Origin of the sequence: Austwickia chelonae NBRC 105200, assembly GCF_000298175.1 — a bacterium.
Lineage (GTDB): Bacteria > Actinomycetota > Actinomycetes > Actinomycetales > Dermatophilaceae > Austwickia > Austwickia chelonae.
On record NZ_BAGZ01000003.1, the window covers coordinates 131345 to 149056 of the forward strand.

A 17712-nucleotide genomic window follows, 5' to 3' on the forward strand; every position below is an offset into this window, starting at 1 on the left:
CACACCACGGGACGGACAGCCGTGCGGCCCCGACGGCGACGTCCACCGCCGCCTGTCACCACCGCACCAGGCACACCATAACCGTGCCCGGGCCGCGGCACGAGGAACTCCTCACCCCGAGCTACGACAGATCCGGAACGGTCACGCCGCCGGATGCCGGTCTGCTCCACCCGCGCGACCGAACGACCCGGTGACCGGCCACCGCATTGGTTCAGTCGTACCAGATGTCCAGTCCCATCCCCGGGAAGACCGCCTCCCTCGTCGCCATCACCGCCCGGTCGACGCTGTTCTCCGGGTCGAAACCCGTCTCCCAGGAGGACCACCAGAGACGGCCGTCCTCCGAAGCACCGTCCCCCATGAACCTCGGCGCCTCCTGACCCGTCCGCCCCCGGACGTAGTCCGCCCACTCCCGGGGAACGGGCTCGGTCACCGGCAGCGGCCGGTACTGGGCGGCAGCCACCAGATAGGTCCAGGTCCGAGGCACCACCCCGACGATCTCGTATCCCCCGCCGCCGACGGCCACCCACCGTCCACCGCACAGTTCGACAGCCAGATCACGCAATGACTCGATCGCGACCCGCTGGGCGTCCACCGACAAGGACAGATGGGCCAACGGGTCGCGGGCGTGCGAGTCGGTGCCGTGCTGGCTGATCAGGATCTGCGGACCGAAAGCCCGCAGCACCGCAGGGACGACGGCGTGGAAGGCCCGCAACCAGGGAAGGTCGCCCACCCCGGGAGGCAGCGCCAGATTGACCGCCCCCGTCGGTGCGCCCGGGCCCCCGGTGTCCGCGGCGAAACCCGTCCCGGGGAAGAGCACCGCACCGGTCTCGTGCACCGAGACGGTCAGCACCCGGGGATCGTCCCAGAACATCCGTTCCACCCCGTCACCGTGATGGGCGTCCACATCGACATAGGCCACTCGTTCGGCCCCGTGGTCGAGCAGCCAACGGATCGCGGCACCCGCGTCGTTGTAGACGCAGAAACCCGAGGCCGAATCGGGCATCGCATGATGCAATCCCCCGGCGAAGTTCACCCCGTGCCGGTACTCCCCCTCCCAGACCCCCCGCGCCATCGCCACCGTCCCCGCAGCGATCCGGGCACTGACCTCGTGGATCCCGAGGAAGGCCGGGTCGTCCTCGGTGCCCAGCCCGAAGGCCCCCCGGGCTGTGGTCGGATGAGCGGAAGCCTGCTTCACCGCCTCGACGTACTGCGGGGTGTGGACCGACAGGAGCAACTCGTCCGGGGGGACGTCCGGGGCGACCAGGCACACCCCCTCGTGGTCCAGCAGGCCGAATTCCCGGCACAGCCGCGCGGTCAGGTCCAGCCTCAGCGGATCCATCGGGTGGCCGGCGCCGAAGTCATAGCCGGTCAGACTTTCGTCCCACACGATCCCGGTGCGCGCCATATCCGCACGCTACTGGCGAAATCGCCCTCCCGGAAGCATCCGGGCCGTGCCGGACGAAGCGGTTCGTCCCGACACGCACCGGGCCGCCCGCACCGCCCAGACCCCTAGCTCAGACTGAGCACGAGCGCGATCTCCTCCTCGCTCTCGTCGGTGGTCTCCCGGTTCATCGGACGTCGTTGCTCACTGGGTCGGAAACCCCGCCCGGTGGCGAAGCCCACGCCGCGGGCGTTCTCCGTGCCCACCCAGTACACGAGGTGGTCGTACCCCCGGGCCTTGGCCTCGCGGATCGCGTCCTGCAGGAGCACCGTGGCCACGCCCTGCCCCCGCAGTTCGGCCGTCACCCACATCCCGAAGATCTCCGCCGACTCCTCGAACTCCTCGTCGGCCTGCCGCAAGGACAGGATCCCGACGTCCTTCCCTCCGGTGGAGGCGACGAGACGTTCCGCCCGACGCATCCGGGCCCGCCACAGTTCCTCGTCGTAGTTCTTCTCCTCCGCGAAGGATTTCACGAAGGCCTCCGGTGATTCGGCCAGGGCCGTCAGTCGCAGATCGCGATAGGTCGTCCACTCCTCCTCGGAGAGACGGCGCACGGTGGTCTCGATCATCCATCAACCCTTCCGTATCCGGGCTCGGGCTGCTGACCGGCATGAACCGGAGCCCGGCACGTGACATGAACACGGTAACAACGTCGTTCCCGCCGAGTGCGGAATCTGTGGCCCGGCGACAGCGGCCACATCTGGATGGTGACCGCCCCGCCGGGAAAGGGCAAGCCTTCAGGACCCGAGCTCGCCGGCGCGTCGGGTAGCGGCCTCGACCGCGTCGACGACGGCCACCCGGAAGCCACCGGCGTCCAACGCCCGTAGCCCGGCCGCGGTCGTCCCGCCCGGGCTGGTCACCTGTTCCCGCAGCAAGGCGGGATGTCCACCCTGCTGACGTAGCAGGCTGGCCGCCCCGTACAAGGTCTGCACGGTCAGCTCGGTGGCGACCGCGCGCGGCAATCCCTGCACCACTGCGCCCTCGATCATGGCCTCGACCAGCGCGAACACATAGGCCGGGCCCGAGCCGGACACCCCGGTCACCATGTCCTGGTACTTCTCCGGGACGGTGAGCACCGAACCGCACCAGGAGAGCAGCTCCTGGGCCCGGTCGATCTGCCCGGCGCTGCACTCCTTGCCGGGGGAGAGCACCAACATGCCTTCACGCACCACCACAGGGGTATTCGGCATGACCCGGATCACCGCGGTGCCCTCGGGCAGTTCGCTCTCCAAGGTGTCCAAGGTCACCCCGGCCGCGACGCTGATGACCAGAGCCCCTTCGGGCAGCTGGTCGCGGATCTCCGAGAGCACGGAGGAGACGACGTCCGGTTTCACGGAGATCAGGACGACCTCGGCGTCGGAGACCGCACGGGCGTTGTCGGTCACCGACACCTTGAGTTCGTCGGTCAACCGCCGTCGGCAGTCGTCGTCGAGGGTGCTGGCGGACACCTGTTCCGGCTGGAAGGCACCTGCGTCGAGGAGTGCGGACAGGATGGCCGTGCCCATCACCCCTGCCCCCAGAACGGCGAGTCGAGTCATGGACGCTTCCTTTCGCTGTCGCTGTCCCGTGCGGGACAGGCCGGGTGGGCGGTCCACCCGGGGTCGTGCCCGGGGCTACCGGGCGAAGGTCGCTTTCAACAGGTCGCCGACATTCGTGGGGTCGTCGGCGACCCGGGAGATCAGGTAGGCGTACCAGTCCTCACCGAAGGGAACGTAGACCCGGCACCGGTCCCCCCGGTCGCCGATGATCGCCTGGGTCTCCGGGCGGACGCCGTAGCGGATCTGGTACTCGTACTGGTCACGTGGCCGGTCGAGGTAGCGGGCGAGGGCATCGGCGATGTCGATCAATCGGACGTCCTGAGTGGCGACCACCGGCGTGCCCGGCTGGGCCATCAGCACCTTGAGGCCGCGGACGAAGGCCCGGTCCACTTCGGCGGCGTGCCGGAAGCGGTCGCTGCCCGAACCGGCCGGTCCTTTCCACAGACGTACTCGTTGGCCGGCCTGCTCGCGCACGTCCGACTCGGTCCGACGTAGCGCGGCCTGCAGGCTGACCCCGATGCCGGGGAAGTCCTCCCGCAGGTCGGCGACCATCTCCAGGGTGAGGTCGACGGTCTCGGGATGGTGGGTCTCGACGGTGACCAGTGCCCCCACGTTGGCGGCATCGCGGCAGATCCTCCGGGCGTGCCCCAGGGCCAGGGCAGCCCCGTCCGAGCCCAGTTCCATTCCGAGGGCGGCGGGTTGGAAACTCACTTCGCAGCGTCCCCCGGAGGTCAACCCGGCTGCGCCCAGCCTGCGCAGGAGCTTGCGATAACGCTTGGCGTTGTACTTCGCCCGTTCCTCGCTGTCGATCTCCGAGTGCAGAGAGGTCAGGCACACGTATCGACGTTTGAAGGTCAGCTCCGCCGCGGCGTCGACCGCCGAGCCCAGGGACTCACCGGCCACATACCTGTTGACGATCTCGTGCCCCATCGTGGGTGCTTCCACGAAGCGGCGCAGCCGTCCTTCCCTGGCCACCCGGCGCAGTGATGCGGACAGGACTGCCTTGGCAGCAGGCATTTTCTCGGGGCCCCCTTCGCGACGGTTCTCTCATGGAACAGACGGTCGACTCTCGGGTCCGCATCCGCTCGGCCCCGTCGACCGGGGAATGCCCGAAGCGGAATATGTCAACGAATCGTCAGCCGCGGCAATAAGTGTCGAGGACGACTATAGGTGGGCGGCCGAGCTTCAGCCGCGTAGGTGCCTCCGGGTAGCCCGTCGCGACAGACGGTCCATCCGCCGTTCGCGTCGACGGGCGGCGCCGGCTCTCATGGTGGTGAGCCGCTGATGGTGCGGATGGGGGTGGACGATGTGGGGGGTCGGCGGATGTCCCAGGTGCAACCGGGCATAGGCCAGGGATTCCATCAGGTCCGCCTCCCGTGCGGTCGGCCCCAGTTTCCGGGTGCTGACCTCGAGACAGACCACGCCGGTGAAATCCGTCTCGGACAGCCTGGCGAGGAATTCGTCACAGGGCTGGCTGCCCCGTCCGGGGACGAGGTGTTCGTCTTTGAAGGATCCGGAGCCGTCGGCGAGATGGACGTGGCTCAGCCGCGCGCCCAGGGCCTCCTGCATGGCCAGGGCGTCGCTGCCTGCCGTCGCGGTGTGCGACAGGTCGAGGGTGACGTGGTCGTAGGGCTGTGGAACCGGGTCCCAGTCGGGGAGATAGGCCTGGACGTCGGTGTTGCGGGCCCGCCAGGGGAACATGTTCTCCACCGCGAGCACCATGTCGGTGCTGTCCTCGCGTTCGGCGATGCCGTCGGCGAAACCTGCGGCGTAGTCGCGTTGCCAGCGGAAGGGTGGGTGCACGACCACGGCTTCGGCGCCGACCTGGTGGGCCAGTTCGATCGACCGGTCCAGTTTCGTCCACGGGTCGGTGGTCCCCCATACCCGTTGGGTGACCAGCAGGCAGGGGGCGTGGACGGACAGGATGGGCATCCCGTAGGTCTCCGACCAGCTACGCAACAGGTGGTGGTTCTGGGTGAGCGGATCGCCGAGCACCATGACCTCGATCCCGTCGTATCCCAGGCGGGCCGCCGTCTCGAAGGCGGCTTCCGTGCCGAGGGGGTAGACCGAGGAGGTGGACATCGTCACCCGGATGGCGTGTCCGTCCGGGGCACTGTTCATGTGTGCCAGCGTATCGACGACGGTCGGCTCTCCGAGGTGCCCTTCGTGGAGCGGGCGATCTGTGCGGGTCAGAGGTCAGGGTGCGGGGATGAGGTCGAGTGCCTGGAGGATGACTCCTTCGCGGAGTGCCCAGGGGCAGACGTCGAGGCGTTCGATGTCGACGATGTCCATGACGGCTTCGATCACCAGGGCTCCGGCGAGCACCTGGCGGCAGCGTTCTTCCGAGACTCCGGGCAGGCTGCGACGTTGTGCAGCGCTCATCGAGGCCAGGCGGGGCACCAGCGCGTGGAGGTCGTCGCGGGCCAGGCTGCGGCGTACGTAGGGGCCGTCCGCGCTGGGGGCGGCCCCGCACATCCGGGCCAGGGATCGGATGGTCTTGGAGGTGCCGACGTAGCGGTCGGGGCGGCCCACCTTGGTCAGGTCCCTCATGACTCGGGCGACTTCGGTGCGGATGTCCTTGCGGACCTCGCGGACGGTTTCCGGGGTCGGCGGGTCGCCGACGAGTCGTTCGCGGGTGAGTCGTCCGGCGCCCAGGGGAAGGGACAGGGCGACGTCGGGGTCTTCGTCGATGCCGGCGGCCAGTTCGAGTGATCCGCCGCCGATGTCGACGAGCATGAGACGTCCGCTGGACCAGCCGAACCAGCGTCGGGCTGCGAGGAAGGTCAGTCTGGATTCGTCTTCGCCGGGGAGGACCTGGAGTTCTACGCCGGTGTTTTCCTTGACGGCGGAGAGGATCTCGTCACCGTTGGGGGCTTCCCTGATGGCGCTGGTGGCGAAGCCCATCAGGGTTTCGATGCCCCAGTCCTCGGATTTGGCGGCGCATTCCTGGACGAAACGGATCAGGGTGTCCTGGCCGTACTGGCTGATCTCGCCGTTGTCCTCGGTGTGTTCGGAGAGGCGCAGGGTCAGTTTGTAGGAGGAGGCGGGGAAGGGGTGTGCTCCCCAGTGTGCGTCCACGGCGAGCAGGTGGACGGTGTTGGATCCGACGTCGATGACACCCATGCGCATGTGAGCAGGCTAGCGCGAGTGGGGTGGTGGCCGATATCGCTGTGGTGGTCGGTGGTCGACACACACTGAGACCATAATGATTCTCATGTCCATGATTGAGTCCGCCACCGATCAGGCCGACCGCGCCTCCACCGCACCCCTCCCCGTCACCGTCCTCTCCGGATTCCTCGGATCAGGCAAAACAACCCTGCTCAACCACGTCCTGGCCAACCGGGAAGGCCTGCGCGTCGCGGTCATCGTGAACGACATGAGCGAGGTGAACATCGACGCCACCCTCGTCGCCGACGGAGGAACCCTCTCCCGCACCGAAGAACGCCTCGTCGAACTCACCAACGGATGCATCTGCTGCACCCTGCGGGACGACCTGCTCGACGAAGTCGGCCGGCTCGCCGAAGAAGGCCGCTTCGACCACCTGCTCATCGAATCCTCCGGCGTCTCCGAACCCCTGCCGGTCGCCGCCACCTTCGCCCTGGAGAGCGACGACGGCTCCACCCTGTGGCAGCGCGCCCAGCTCGACACCATGGTCACCGTCGTCGACGCCACCAGCTTCCTGACCGAAGTCGCCCGCGCCGACGACCTCCTCGAACGCGGACTGGACCAGCACGAGAGCGACGACCGCACCATCTCGGCACTCCTCATCGACCAGGTCGAATTCGCCGATGTCATCCTGTTGAACAAGACCGACCTGGTCGAGACCGCCGAGGCCGACCGCCTCGAGGCCACTCTCCGTCGGCTCAACCCCCTGGCCGAGGTCATCCGGACCACCCACTCCCGGATCGACGTCCACGACATCGTCGGGGCGCGGCGCTTCGACCTCGAACGCGCCCAGCAGGCCCCCGGCTGGGTGGCCGAGCTCAACGGTGACGAGCACATCCCCGAGACCGAGGAGTACGGCATCTCCTCCCTGGTCTTCCGGTCGCCCCGCCCCTTCCATCCCGGGCGGCTCATGTCGCTCCTGGCCGATGATCTCGACGACGGACCCTACGGCCGGATCGTACGTTCGAAAGGCTTCTTCACACTGGCCAGCCGCCCGAGGGTCACCGGACTGTGGAGCCAGGCCGGCGGATCGGCCCGCTTCGACCCGGCAGGGGTCCGTGAGGAGGACGGCAGCGACGCCGAAGAACTGGTCTTCATCGGGATCGACCTGCAGGCCTCGGCGCTGCGTGAGCGCCTCGAGAGCTGCCTGCTCACCGACGACGAGCTGGCCCAGGCCCCCCAGGTCTGGACGTCCTACGAGGATCCCTTCCCGGTCTGGGAGGACACCGGTCTCGACGAACCCTGCGAACACGAGGACTGCACCGAACACGACGAGACCCCCTGCTGAGAGCGAGTGTCCTTCCCCTTCGTCGGCTTTTCCGGCCCGATGGCACAGCGCATAGAGTGATCAGATGCCCAGCCGCAGCATCTCCGGACCGGAAAGATCGGCGGAGACCCCGTTGGACCCGCCGAGGCTGTGGATCGAATTCCCCGATCCGGAGGGCGCCGAACAGCGCTTCCGTTGCGATCTGACCTGGTTGACCTCGCGGTACCGCTGCATCTTCGGTCAAGGCTGCCTGGGGATCGACGAGAACATCCCCGAGTACGGATGTTGCACCCTCGGCGCGCATTTCACCGATGCCGAGGATCTCGACCGGGTCCGGGCCGTGGTGGCCGAACTCGACGACCGGACGTGGCAGTTGCGAGGATCCGCGCCCGGGGACACCTGGTGGGAGGACGTCGAGGACGACGAGGGGACGGACGAAGAACCGGAGGTGAAGACCCGGGTGGTCGACGGGGCCTGTGTCCTGTTCAATCGGCCGGACCATCCGGCGGGCGCCGGCTGTGCGCTCCACCAGTACGCCCTGGCCCGGGGGATCGCCCCACACACCGTGAAACCCGATGTGTGCTGGCAGCTCCCGATCCGCAGGACCTATCGCACGATCACCCTGCCCGATGACACGAGTTATCTGGAGGTGAGCATCGGCGAGTACGACCGTCGCGGATGGGGCCCTGGCGGACACGACCTGGACTGGTACTGCACGGGTTCCCCCTTGGCCCATCGCGGCACCGTGCCCCTCTATCTCGGTGCCGCGGACGAGCTGATCGAGCTGATGGGGGAGCCCGCCTACCTGGTGCTCCGTGAGCAGTGCGAGGCCCACCTGTCGGCCGGATCGGGCGGGGTCGATGCCGGCGGACGTCCGCATCTCCCGTTGTCCGTGCATCCGGCCACGCGGGAAGCCTGTCGACCGTGAGTCTGTGGTCGACGCCGGGCCGGGCCTCCGACCTGGGACGCAGACTCCGTGCGGGGCGTTCCTGCGCGGCGATCCCCTCGCCGAACATCTGGGAGCATCCTGAGGTCTACGAGATCGAGAACCAGGCGGTGGATCCGGACGGGTTGATCCTCTCGGCGCTGTGTCGGCGGCATCCTCCGGCCGGTCGACACCTGCTCGACCTGGGCTGTGGAACCGGTTTCCATCTGCCGGTGTTCGCCGGGTTGGCCGGTCCGACGGGGCGGGTGACCGGCGTCGAGCCGCATCTCCCCTTGGTGGCGGCGGCCCGGCGACGGGTGGCGCTCGATCCGCAGGGGTCGGCGGCGGCTCCGATGTCGGTGCTCGTCGGTGCGGCTCAGGAGATCCCGCTGCCGGACGACAGCGTCGACATCGTGCATGCCCGATGGGCCTATTTCTTCGGCCCTGGCTGTGAACCCGGACTGGCCGAGGTGGCCAGGGTACTTAGTCCCGGAGGAACTGCTTTTCTGATCGACAATGACGCCACTCGTTCGACCTTTGGCAGCTGGTTCCGGCGCGAACATCCGAACTACGACCCCATTGCGATCGAAAGATTTTGGAAGCGTAGAGGATTCACAGCAGAGCAGATCACCATGCGCTGGCAGATGAACGATCGGGCAGACTTCGAAGCGGTCATCCGGATCGAGTTCTCCCCCCGCATCGCCGAGTCGATCCTCCAGGAATACCGCGGAGACGGCGTCGATTACGCCATCAACATATGGCATTCACGCTATTGACCCCCACAGCGCAGATATCACCCGATCCCCCGGGACCCCCACCACTGAAGTAAATTCCCCCGACCTCCGCCACCCCCTGGCGAAGCCCCACGACCTACAGTTCCGACAGGTCAATAACCCATCGATTCATCTTCACCGAAAGGCATTGCAGACAGAACCGAATTCAACCGTTCGGTAGCCCTGGTCACCTGCTCGAGGCCCCGGTCCGTCAGCGAGAAGATGCGCCGAGCAGGCCCCTGATCAGGCATTCCCCACTGGTAAGTGATCAGGCCGTCCTTCTCCATCTTCTTGAGCAATGGATACAGGGCACTGCTCTCGAGATCCCGGTAACCGACATTGCGGAGACGGGTCATGACGGCATTTCCGTCGTCTGGATATGTCACGAGAAGTCTCAATGTGACATAAGACAGAAAGACTCGCTCCCAACCTTCTGGATATTCGCCGGATTTCATAAACATCAGTAGATGACAAAGCAGTTTATGCGTCAAGACAGCTTAACTACACAACACTGCTTTTGCTTAATCCTTAGTGTGAGAATGGCATTCAGAGGCCGTCGGCGCACCGCGGACCACGCAGGAGGTTACCGTCCATCGCTCGGGGGCAACCACTCCCCCCACCGAAAGCTCCGCCCAACGCCTCGAGACCGCTGTCGGCTCAGCCCGCTAACCTCGGCGCCATGGCGAGAAGCACGGCAACGCGAGCAGCGAAGAATTCCCCGGGATACCGATGCAGCGAATGCGGATGGACCGGCGTGAAATGGGTCGGCCGATGCAGCCAATGCCAGTCCTGGGGAACCGTCGAGGAAATCGGACAGGTCACCGCCCACACCGCTCCCGCCACGAAACTCGACCGCCCCGCCCGCCCCATCGCCCAGGTCGACGCCACCCCGGCCCGAGCCCGATCCACCGGAGTCCCCGAACTCGACCGGGTTCTCGGCAAAGGCCTCGTCGCCGGAGCCGTCGTCCTCGTCGCCGGCGAACCCGGCATCGGCAAATCGACCCTGCTGCTCGACGTCGCAGCCCGCACCGCACGCGAAGGTCGACGGGTGCTCTACATCACCGGCGAGGAATCCTCCGCCCAGGTCCGGCTACGCGCCGAACGAATCGGCGCCCTCGCCGACGAGCTCTACCTCGCTGCCGAGACCGACCTGGGCGCCGCCCTCGCCCAACTCGAACGACTCCAACCCGACCTGCTCGTCGTCGACTCGGTGCAGACCATCGCCTCCTCCGAGATCGACGGATCAGCAGGCAATGTCTCCCAGGTGCGCGAAGTCGCCGCCAGTCTCATCGCGGCGGCCAAGAGCCGCGACATGTCGACCCTGCTCGTCGGCCATGTCACCAAGGACGGATCCATCGCCGGCCCAAGAGTGCTCGAACACCTCGTCGACGTCGTCGTCCAGTTCGAAGGAGAACGCCACAGCAGGCTCCGACTGGTCCGGGCGGTGAAGAACAGATACGGCCCCACCGACGAGGTCGGCTGCTTCGACCTGTCCGACACCGGCATCGAAGGACTCGCCGACCCCAGCGGACTCTTCGTGTCCAGCCGCGACCTCGTGGTCCCCGGCACCGCAGTCACCGTCACCCTCGAAGGACGACGACCCCTCGTCGCCGAGGTCCAGGCACTCCTCGCCCCCACCGGTGCCCCCGCCCCCCGGAGGACCACCTCGGGGCTGGAGTCCTCCCGCGTCTCCATGCTGTTGGCCGTGCTGGAACGACGGGCGAAACTCCCCGTCGGCAAGTGCGACACCTATGTGTCCACCGTCGGTGGCGTGAAAGTCACCGAACCCGCAGCCGACCTGGCCATCGCCCTGTCCATGGCCAGCTCAGTGCTCGACCGCCCCCTACCGGTGGGCACCATCGTGCTCGGCGAGGTCGGCCTGGCCGGAGAGGTCCGCGCCGTGAGCGGGGTGCCCCGCCGCCTCGCCGAAGCCCGCCGTATCGGATTCGAACGGGCCGTCGTCCCCACCGGCTCCTTCCGAGACGTCGACGGACGCGCCCGACGCGGAGCCCCACCGTTGAGCCCGGTCCCCTCCGGGTCCGGCGTCCCCGACGGCATGGCCGTGATCGAGGTGTCGGACGTACGTGAAGCAGCTCACCTGGTCTTGACCGAGCGGTAAAATCACCGAAGACATGCGCGGCGCGGGGGGCGTCACGGCAGCCGACGAAGGCTGGACCGGGGCGCATGCGCGGGGGTGGACCGCAGAGACGAGGAGATCCGTGGAGCGCACAGACGAAGAACTGCTGCGTCGTACCCTGGCCGCGGTCGCCCCCGGCACCGCACTGCGCGACGGCCTGGAACGCATCCTCCGAGGGCGCACCGGTGCCCTGATCGTCCTCGGACACGACCGGGTGGTCGAAGCCCTCTGCACGGGAGGCTTTCCCATCGACATCGAGTTCTCCGCCACCCGACTGCGCGAACTCGCCAAGATGGACGGCGCCGTCGTGGTCAACAACGACATCTCCCGCATCCTGCGAGCCGCCACCCAACTCGTCCCGGACGCCACCATCGAGACCAAGGAATCCGGCACCCGGCATCGCACCGCCGAACGAGTCGCCAAACAGACCGGGCTGCCCGTGATCTCGGTCAGCCAGTCGATGCGGACCATCGCGCTGTACGTCGGGCACCTCCACCAGGTCCTCGAAGCCCCGACCGAAGTCCTCTCCAAGGCGGACCAGGCCCTGGCCACCCTCGAGCGGTACAAGAACCGCCTGGACGAGGTCACCGCCACCCTCACCGCGCTGGAAGTCGAAGACCTGGTCACCCTGCGGGACGTGGCCCTGGTCGTCCAACGCCACGAGATGGTCCGACGCATCAGCGAGGAAGTCGCCGGATATGTCGTCGAACTGGGCACCGACGGCAGGCTGCTCTCCCTCCAGCTGGAGGAGCTGATCGTCGGCATCCGTGCCGAACGCGACCTGGTCACCGTCGACTACCTGCACGAGAAGGTCACCGGCGGCAAGGAGAAGGTCTTCAAGGACCTGTCCGCGCTCACCGCCTCCGAACTGCTCGACTTGTCCCAGATCGCCGCCGCCCTCGGACACCCCGACGACTCCGAAGCCCTCGACGAGGCGATCAGCCCCCGCGGGCAACGGCTCCTGTCGAAGATCCCCCGCCTACCCCGCGCCGTCGGCGAACGGATCCTCGAACACTTCGGCGGACTGCAGGCGCTGCTGCTGGCCGACCTGTCCGACTTCATGACCGTCGAAGGAGTCGGAGAGACCCGGGCCCGCAGCCTGCGGGAAGGCCTCTCCCGGATCGCCGAAGCGAGCATGTTGGAACGTTACGCGTGATACTCGGCGCCGTGAACATCTCGGCGACACGACACGACATCCTGCACTGGTACGACCGACACGCCCGCGACCTGCCCTGGCGGCGTCCCGCGTGCCCGCCCTGGGGCGTCTTCGTCTCCGAGGTGATGCTCCAACAGACCCCGGTCAACCGGGTCGAACCGGCCTGGCACGCCTGGATGGAACGCTGGCCGGACCCGGCCGCTCTCGCCGCCGAGGCACCCGGGGAGGCCGTACGGATGTGGGACCGACTGGGATACCCCCGGCGAGCGCTGCGACTGCACGCCGCCGCCACCGCGATGGTCGAGCACCACGACGGCCGGGTACCCGACACCGAGGAGCGCCTGCTGACCCTGCCCGGCGTCGGGGCCTACACCGCTGCGGCCGTCGCCGCCTTCGCCTTCGGACAGCGGGCCACCGTGGTCGACACCAACATCCGTCGGGTCCACGCCCGCCTGGTCACCGGGGAAGCACTGCCCCAGCCCTCGCTGACCCGGGCCGAGTCGGCGCTGGCCGCCACCCTGCTCCCCGAGGCTCCTGCAACCAGCGTGCGCTGGAATGTGGCCTGCATGGAGTTGGGGGCGCTGATCTGCACCGCCCGTACGCCTCGCTGCGCGCAGTGCCCGGTGAAGACCTCGTGCGCCTGGCAGCGGGCGGGCTGCCCGCCGTACACCGGGAAAGCCCACCGCGGCCAGGCCTGGGCCGGCACCGACCGGCAGGCCCGGGGCGCGCTGATGGCGGTGGCCCGGGCAGCCGCCGGCCCGGTCGACGCCGCCGACCTGCGCGCGGCCTGGCCCACGGACGACCTGCAACGGGAACGATGCCTGGTCTCCCTCGTCAGCGACGGACTGTTGGTCCCGGTCGGCGACGGACGCCACGCGCTGCCCTGAGCCTCCTGTCCCGCGCCGAAACTGGTTCGGCCACCTAAACTGACCTGGCTATGGTCATCGCAGCCCGCCCTTATCAGCGACTCCTCGTCGCCGGGTTCCGCCGCCATACCTCCTACCGCCTGGCCCTCCTCGCCGGAGTCGTCACCAATTCCTTCTTCGGGCTGATCCGCTGTGCCGTCCTGGTCGCCATGGCGGCGACCGCAGCTGCCACCGGATCGTCCGACCTGGGCGGGTATCAGGCCTCGGAACTGCTCGCCTACGCCTTCATCACCCAGGCCCTCCTCGGACCGGTGAACATCTGGAGCGGGACCGACCTGCGGGACAAGGTCCGTACCGGCGACATCGCCATCGACCTGGCCCGCCCCCTCGACGTACCGACGGCCTTCCTGGCCTACGGGCTGGGGTCCGCGCTGGCCTCGGTGATCCCCCGCTCCCTGCCGACCCTGCTGGTCGGGATGGCCGTGGTGGGGGTGCGCCTCCCCACGGAGCTGACGGTCTGGGCCGTCGGCCTGGTGTCGATGGCGCTCGCCATGACCGTCAGCTATCTGGCCCGCTTCCTGACGCAGTGCGCGGCTTTCTGGATCACCGAGACCCGCGGCCTGTTGAGCCTGTACGCCGGGGTGGCCGGGATCTGCTCCGGCCTGATCATGCCGTTGGCGGTCATGCCCGAGTGGCTGCAGCTGCTGGCGCGGGCCACCCCGTTCCCGTCGTTGATGCAGATTCCCGCCGACCTGTTGAGCGGTCGGGTCACCGGGATCGAGGCCGGTGCTGCGCTGGGCGTCCAACTGCTCTGGCTGGTGGGGCTGGCCGTGGCCGGCCGGTTGGCCTTCCGCGCGGGGACCCACCGTCTGGTGGTGGCCGGTGGGTGAGCAGGACGTGCCGAAGCAGCGAGGACCGTATGCGACGATCCTCGCCTCCCGGCTGCGCAGCCAACAGGTGTACGGGGTCTCCTTCACGCTGGATGTCGCGGCGAGCATGCTCTTCGGGCTCATCGAGTTCGTCGAGGTGTGGATCGTCTTCCACAATGTGCGTTCGCTGGGCGGGCTGTCCTTCGAGCAGGTCTGTCTGCTCTTCGGGATGTCGCACGGCGCCTACTCGGTCAGCCAGGTGCTCGTCGGCCACGTCGACTCCCTGCCGCTCTTCCTGCGTGAGGGCACCCTGGACGCCTTCTACCTGCGGCCCTTGTCGATCCTGGGACAGCTGATGACCAGTGAGATCGCCTTGCGCCGCCTGGGTTGGGTGACGGTGGGCGTCGGTGCCCTCGGGTACGGCCTGTCCGCGAATCCGATCGACTGGTCACCGGCCACGGTGCTGCTGCTCGTGCTCTGTCTGGTCAGCGGCATCGCCATCTTCTGCGGCATCTTCGTGGCGGCGGCGGCCTGCCAGTTCTTCCTGATCGACGGGGCGGAGCTGACCAGTGCCTTCACGTACGGCGGCCGTTATGCCTCGCAGCAACCGACGTCGATCTTCCCGCCGTACCTGGTGGGGATCTTCGTCCTGGCGGTACCGGTGGCCTTCACCGGTTATGTCCCCGCGTTGGCTCTGCTGGGCCTCGACGCGCCGGAGCAGCTCCCCTGGCTCCTTCCGGAGTTGGCCTGGGCTTCACCGCTGGTCGCGGCCTGGGTGTGGCTCGTGGTGGCCGGCCTGTGGCGGCTCGGCGTACGACACTATCAAGGAGGTGGCGGATGACCGAGCCGATCATCGTGACCGAAGGTTTGACCCGGGAGTTCGTCCGACGGACCCGGTGGGCGACCCGTCGCGAGGTGCTCCGGGCGGTCGACGAGCTGACGGTGGCGGTGTCCCCGGGCGAAGCGGTGGGGTACATCGGGGCGAACGGTGCCGGGAAGTCCACCACCATCAAGATGCTGACCGGCATCCTGACACCGACCTCCGGACGGGTGCGTACCTGCGGGTTGGATCCGCAGCGTTCCCGCAAGGACCTGGCCCGGCGGATCGGGGTGGTCTTCGGGCAGCGCAGCCAGCTGTGGTGGGATCTGCCGACCGGTGAGTCGTTCGCGATTCTCGGAGCGATCCATCGACTGGGGGCGACGGCCACCCGCGAGCGCACCGCGGAGCTGGTGGAGCGGCTGGAGATGGGCGATTACCTGGATCGGCCGGTGCGTCAGCTCTCGCTGGGGCAGCGGATGCGGGCCGAGATCGCAGCGGCGCTGGTGCATTCCCCGGAGTTGTTGATCCTCGACGAGCCGACGATCGGGCTCGATGTGCTGAGCAAGCAGCGGCTGCGTGAGTTCCTGGTGGCCGAGCGGGCCGCGCACGGTCGGACGTTGCTGTTGACCACGCACGACATGGGGGATATCGAGCGGTTGTGCGAGCGGGTACTGGTGGTCGACCGGGGGCGGCTGGCCTATGACGGGGATCTGCCGGGGTTGGCTGCGCGGGTGGGTGCCCGTCGGGTGTTGGTGGTCGATCTCGCCGCGCCGACTGCGGATCTGACCGGTATCGCCGACACCGAGCATCTGGGTTCGGAGGGTGGGGGGTTGCGTCAGCGGTTGGCTTTCGATTCGGCGAAGGTCTCCGCGGCGACGGTGCTGGCTGCGGTGGCCCGGCAGGCCGATGTCCGTGACCTGTCGATCGAGGAGCCGGATATCGAGGACGTGGTTCGGCGCGTCTATCTCGCCGACCGCTGACGCGGGGCCGGTCAGGGCGTTGTGGGACGCTGGTGGCACGTTCTTCCTCCGTGTCGGGCCGGTGACGAGGAGTGGTGACCGATGCAGATCCTGAACGGCAAGAAGGTGCCCTTGAGCGGCGCCGACGGGTTGACGGTGCTGCGGACGATCCCGCATCGGGATCGGCCGTGTGTGGGGGCCTGGTGTTTCGCTGATCATTACGGTCCGGCCCCGGCGGGCCCGGGCGAGCCGGGTCGGATGGATGTGCCGCCGCATCCGCATACCGGGTTGCAGACGGTGTCCTGGTTGTTCGAGGGGGAGCTGGAGCATCGGGACAGCAGCGGTGCGGTGGAGCGGGTGCGCCCGGGTGAGCTGAACCGCATGGCTGCGGGGCAGGGCATCGCCCATTCGGAGGTGTCGACGGCGGCAACGACGGTGTTGCACGGGTTGCAGCTCTGGGTGGTGTTGCCTTCGGCGGCGCGGGACCTGCCGCGTGGTCTGGTGCGGCATGTCCCCGATGCGGTCGCGCTGGCGGGTGGCGGTTCGGCTCGGGTCTTCCTCGGCGAGCTGATCGGAGTGGACCGGTCCCCGGTGACCATGGCGACGCCACTGCTGGGTGCCCAGCTTGATCTGGAGGCGGGCAGTCTGCTCACGCTGTCGCTCGATCCCCGTTTCGAGTACGGGGTGCTGGTCGATGCCGGGCCGGTGCGGGTGGACGGGGTGGAGGTGGCGCGCGGGGATCTGGCGGTGGTGGATGTCGGTGCGGAAACGCTGACCTTGGGTTCCGGTGACGAAGGGGGTGCGGGGGCCCGGGTGGTCCTGCTCGGTGGGGAGCCTTTCACCGAGGAGTTCGTGATGTGGTGGAACTTCGTGGGCGGCTCGCACGAGGAGGTCGCGGCGGCTCGTGAGCAGTGGAACGACCGGGACGGACGGTTCGGGGAGGTGCCCGGTTATCGGGGTGCGACGAGCTGGCTCCCGGCGCCGCCGTTGCCGTCGGCGAGGTTGCGGCCCCGGGGCGGGCGTGGTCGGCGGCCGTAGCCGTCTCCGTTTTCTGCTCAGAGAATGCGCAGCATCCGCGTATTGCCCAGGATGTTGGGTTTCACTCTTTCCAGGTCGAGGAATTCGGCGATGCCCTCGTCGTAGGAGCGGAGCAGTTGAAGGTAGACCTCGGGTTCGACGGCCTGCCCTTCGATGATCTGGAATCCGTGTCTGGCGAAGAAATCGACCTCGAAGGTCAGACAGAACACCCGGGAAACGCCGATAGCAACAGCGTCGTCGAGTAACCGAGAGACGAGGGCGCCACCGACACCTTGGCCAAGCGCATCGGATGCGACTGCAAGAGTGCGAATTTCAGCCAGGTCCTCCCACATGACGTGAAGTGCTCCGCAGCCGATGACCCGCCCGGTGTCCTTTTCTCTGGCGACCCGGAATTCGGAGAGGCTCTCGTAATAGGCGACCGCGTCCTTGGCGATCAGTATCCGCTGCTCGGCATAAGGTCCGACCAATTCTCGGATGGCGTTGACATCGCGCGTGACGGCATGTCCGATGTCATAGCCTCGATGACCTTCGCTCTTTTTCCGGGGAATGGTCTCGTCCTGCGCCGGTACTCCCTGGGCATCCTGCCTGTTCCCGGTTCGTTCGGGGGCGTCGTCCGTGGTCATGGGGTCAAGCCTGCCAGAAGGCGACCCACTTCCAGCCTGTCGGCTCCCGCTTGGGGAAGGTCTGCTTCCTTTTTTCCGATCGGTATGTGCGAGAAGATATCCGAAGAGGAAGGTAAGCCTAAATGACAATCTTTC

General features: G+C 67.8%; 18 protein-coding genes. 10 read left to right on the forward strand and 8 right to left on the reverse strand.

Annotation, left to right across the window (positions count from 1 at the left end):
• Positions 1–211: 211 nt before the first annotated feature.
• The 6 genes from AUCHE_RS02355 to AUCHE_RS02380 form a co-directional block, all read right to left on the reverse strand.
• Positions 212–1405 carry an acetoin utilization protein AcuC gene (locus tag AUCHE_RS02355; RefSeq protein WP_006501658.1) on the reverse strand — a complete coding sequence of 398 codons (1194 nt, stop codon included), beginning with the start codon at positions 1403–1405 and terminating at the stop codon, positions 212–214.
• A gap of 104 nt (positions 1406–1509) precedes the next feature.
• Positions 1510–2010: a GNAT family N-acetyltransferase gene (locus tag AUCHE_RS02360; protein ID WP_006501659.1), complete on the reverse strand. Its 501-nt coding sequence runs from the start codon at positions 2008–2010 to the stop codon at positions 1510–1512.
• Positions 2011–2178: 168 nt separating this feature from the next.
• The gene (gene proC / locus AUCHE_RS02365) at positions 2179–2979 is read right to left on the reverse strand and encodes a pyrroline-5-carboxylate reductase (RefSeq protein WP_006501660.1); all 801 of its coding nucleotides are present in this window, start codon (positions 2977–2979) and stop codon (positions 2179–2181) included.
• 75 nt (positions 2980–3054) lie between these two features.
• On the reverse strand, positions 3055–3996 hold the full coding sequence (locus AUCHE_RS02370; protein ID WP_006501661.1) for a proline dehydrogenase family protein: 942 nt from the start codon (positions 3994–3996) through the stop codon (positions 3055–3057).
• A 168-nt stretch (positions 3997–4164) separates the two neighbouring features.
• A complete protein-coding gene (locus AUCHE_RS02375) occupies positions 4165–5100 on the reverse strand; it encodes a sugar phosphate isomerase/epimerase family protein (protein ID WP_006501662.1) in 936 nt (311 codons plus the stop codon).
• A 75-nt stretch (positions 5101–5175) separates the two neighbouring features.
• Complete coding sequence (locus AUCHE_RS02380; protein ID WP_006501663.1) at positions 5176–6108, reverse strand: Ppx/GppA family phosphatase; 933 nt, start codon at positions 6106–6108, stop codon at positions 5176–5178.
• Between the two features lie 85 nt (positions 6109–6193).
• On the opposite strand from AUCHE_RS02380, the gene AUCHE_RS02385 reads away from it, so the two are divergent.
• The 3 genes from AUCHE_RS02385 (at position 6194) to AUCHE_RS02395 (ending at position 9112) form a co-directional block, all read left to right on the forward strand.
• Positions 6194–7432, forward strand: coding sequence for a GTP-binding protein (locus AUCHE_RS02385; RefSeq protein ID WP_245706846.1), 1239 nt, complete (start codon positions 6194–6196; stop codon positions 7430–7432).
• A gap of 64 nt (positions 7433–7496) precedes the next feature.
• Positions 7497–8339 (forward strand): hypothetical protein, encoded by an 843-nt coding sequence (locus tag AUCHE_RS02390; RefSeq protein WP_006501665.1) that lies wholly within the window; start codon positions 7497–7499, stop codon positions 8337–8339.
• Positions 8336–9112, forward strand: coding sequence for a class I SAM-dependent methyltransferase (locus tag AUCHE_RS02395; RefSeq protein WP_006501666.1), 777 nt, complete (start codon positions 8336–8338; stop codon positions 9110–9112). The genes AUCHE_RS02390 and AUCHE_RS02395 overlap by 4 nt, the downstream gene beginning before the upstream one ends.
• A 110-nt stretch (positions 9113–9222) precedes the next feature.
• On the opposite strand, the gene AUCHE_RS02400 is transcribed toward AUCHE_RS02395, so the two are convergent.
• Positions 9223–9564, reverse strand: coding sequence for a PadR family transcriptional regulator (locus AUCHE_RS02400; RefSeq protein WP_074788488.1), 342 nt, complete (start codon positions 9562–9564; stop codon positions 9223–9225).
• A 224-nt stretch (positions 9565–9788) separates the two neighbouring features.
• Here AUCHE_RS02400 and radA point away from each other — a divergent pair, with 224 nt between their 5' ends.
• The 7 genes from radA to AUCHE_RS02435 all read left to right on the forward strand — a co-directional run bounded on the left by radA (position 9789) and on the right by AUCHE_RS02435 (position 16954).
• Positions 9789–11228, forward strand: coding sequence for a DNA repair protein RadA (gene radA / locus AUCHE_RS02405; RefSeq protein WP_006501668.1), 1440 nt, complete (start codon positions 9789–9791; stop codon positions 11226–11228).
• 100 nt (positions 11229–11328) lie between these two features.
• Complete coding sequence (gene disA, locus AUCHE_RS02410) at positions 11329–12402, forward strand: DNA integrity scanning diadenylate cyclase DisA (protein ID WP_006501669.1); 1074 nt, start codon at positions 11329–11331, stop codon at positions 12400–12402.
• An 11-nt stretch (positions 12403–12413) separates the two neighbouring features.
• The gene (locus AUCHE_RS02415; RefSeq protein WP_040321286.1) at positions 12414–13289 is read left to right on the forward strand and encodes an HhH-GPD family protein; all 876 of its coding nucleotides are present in this window, start codon (positions 12414–12416) and stop codon (positions 13287–13289) included.
• A 50-nt stretch (positions 13290–13339) separates the two neighbouring features.
• Positions 13340–14158, forward strand: a complete 819-nt coding sequence (locus AUCHE_RS02420; RefSeq protein ID WP_006501671.1) for an ABC transporter permease — start codon at positions 13340–13342, stop codon at positions 14156–14158.
• Positions 14151–14978 (forward strand): ABC transporter permease, encoded by an 828-nt coding sequence (locus AUCHE_RS02425; RefSeq protein ID WP_006501672.1) that lies wholly within the window; start codon positions 14151–14153, stop codon positions 14976–14978. Before AUCHE_RS02420 ends, AUCHE_RS02425 begins: the two co-directional genes overlap by 8 nt.
• The gene (locus AUCHE_RS02430; protein WP_006501673.1) at positions 14975–15937 is read left to right on the forward strand and encodes an ABC transporter ATP-binding protein; all 963 of its coding nucleotides are present in this window, start codon (positions 14975–14977) and stop codon (positions 15935–15937) included. The genes AUCHE_RS02425 and AUCHE_RS02430 overlap by 4 nt, the downstream gene beginning before the upstream one ends.
• Before the next feature lie 81 nt (positions 15938–16018).
• On the forward strand, positions 16019–16954 hold the full coding sequence (locus AUCHE_RS02435) for a pirin family protein (protein ID WP_006501674.1): 936 nt from the start codon (positions 16019–16021) through the stop codon (positions 16952–16954).
• Positions 16955–16971: 17 nt separating this feature from the next.
• Here AUCHE_RS02435 and AUCHE_RS02440 read toward each other — a convergent pair whose 3' ends face one another.
• Complete coding sequence (locus AUCHE_RS02440; protein ID WP_006501675.1) at positions 16972–17577, reverse strand: amino-acid N-acetyltransferase; 606 nt, start codon at positions 17575–17577, stop codon at positions 16972–16974.
• Between the last annotated feature and the right edge of the window lie 135 nt (positions 17578–17712).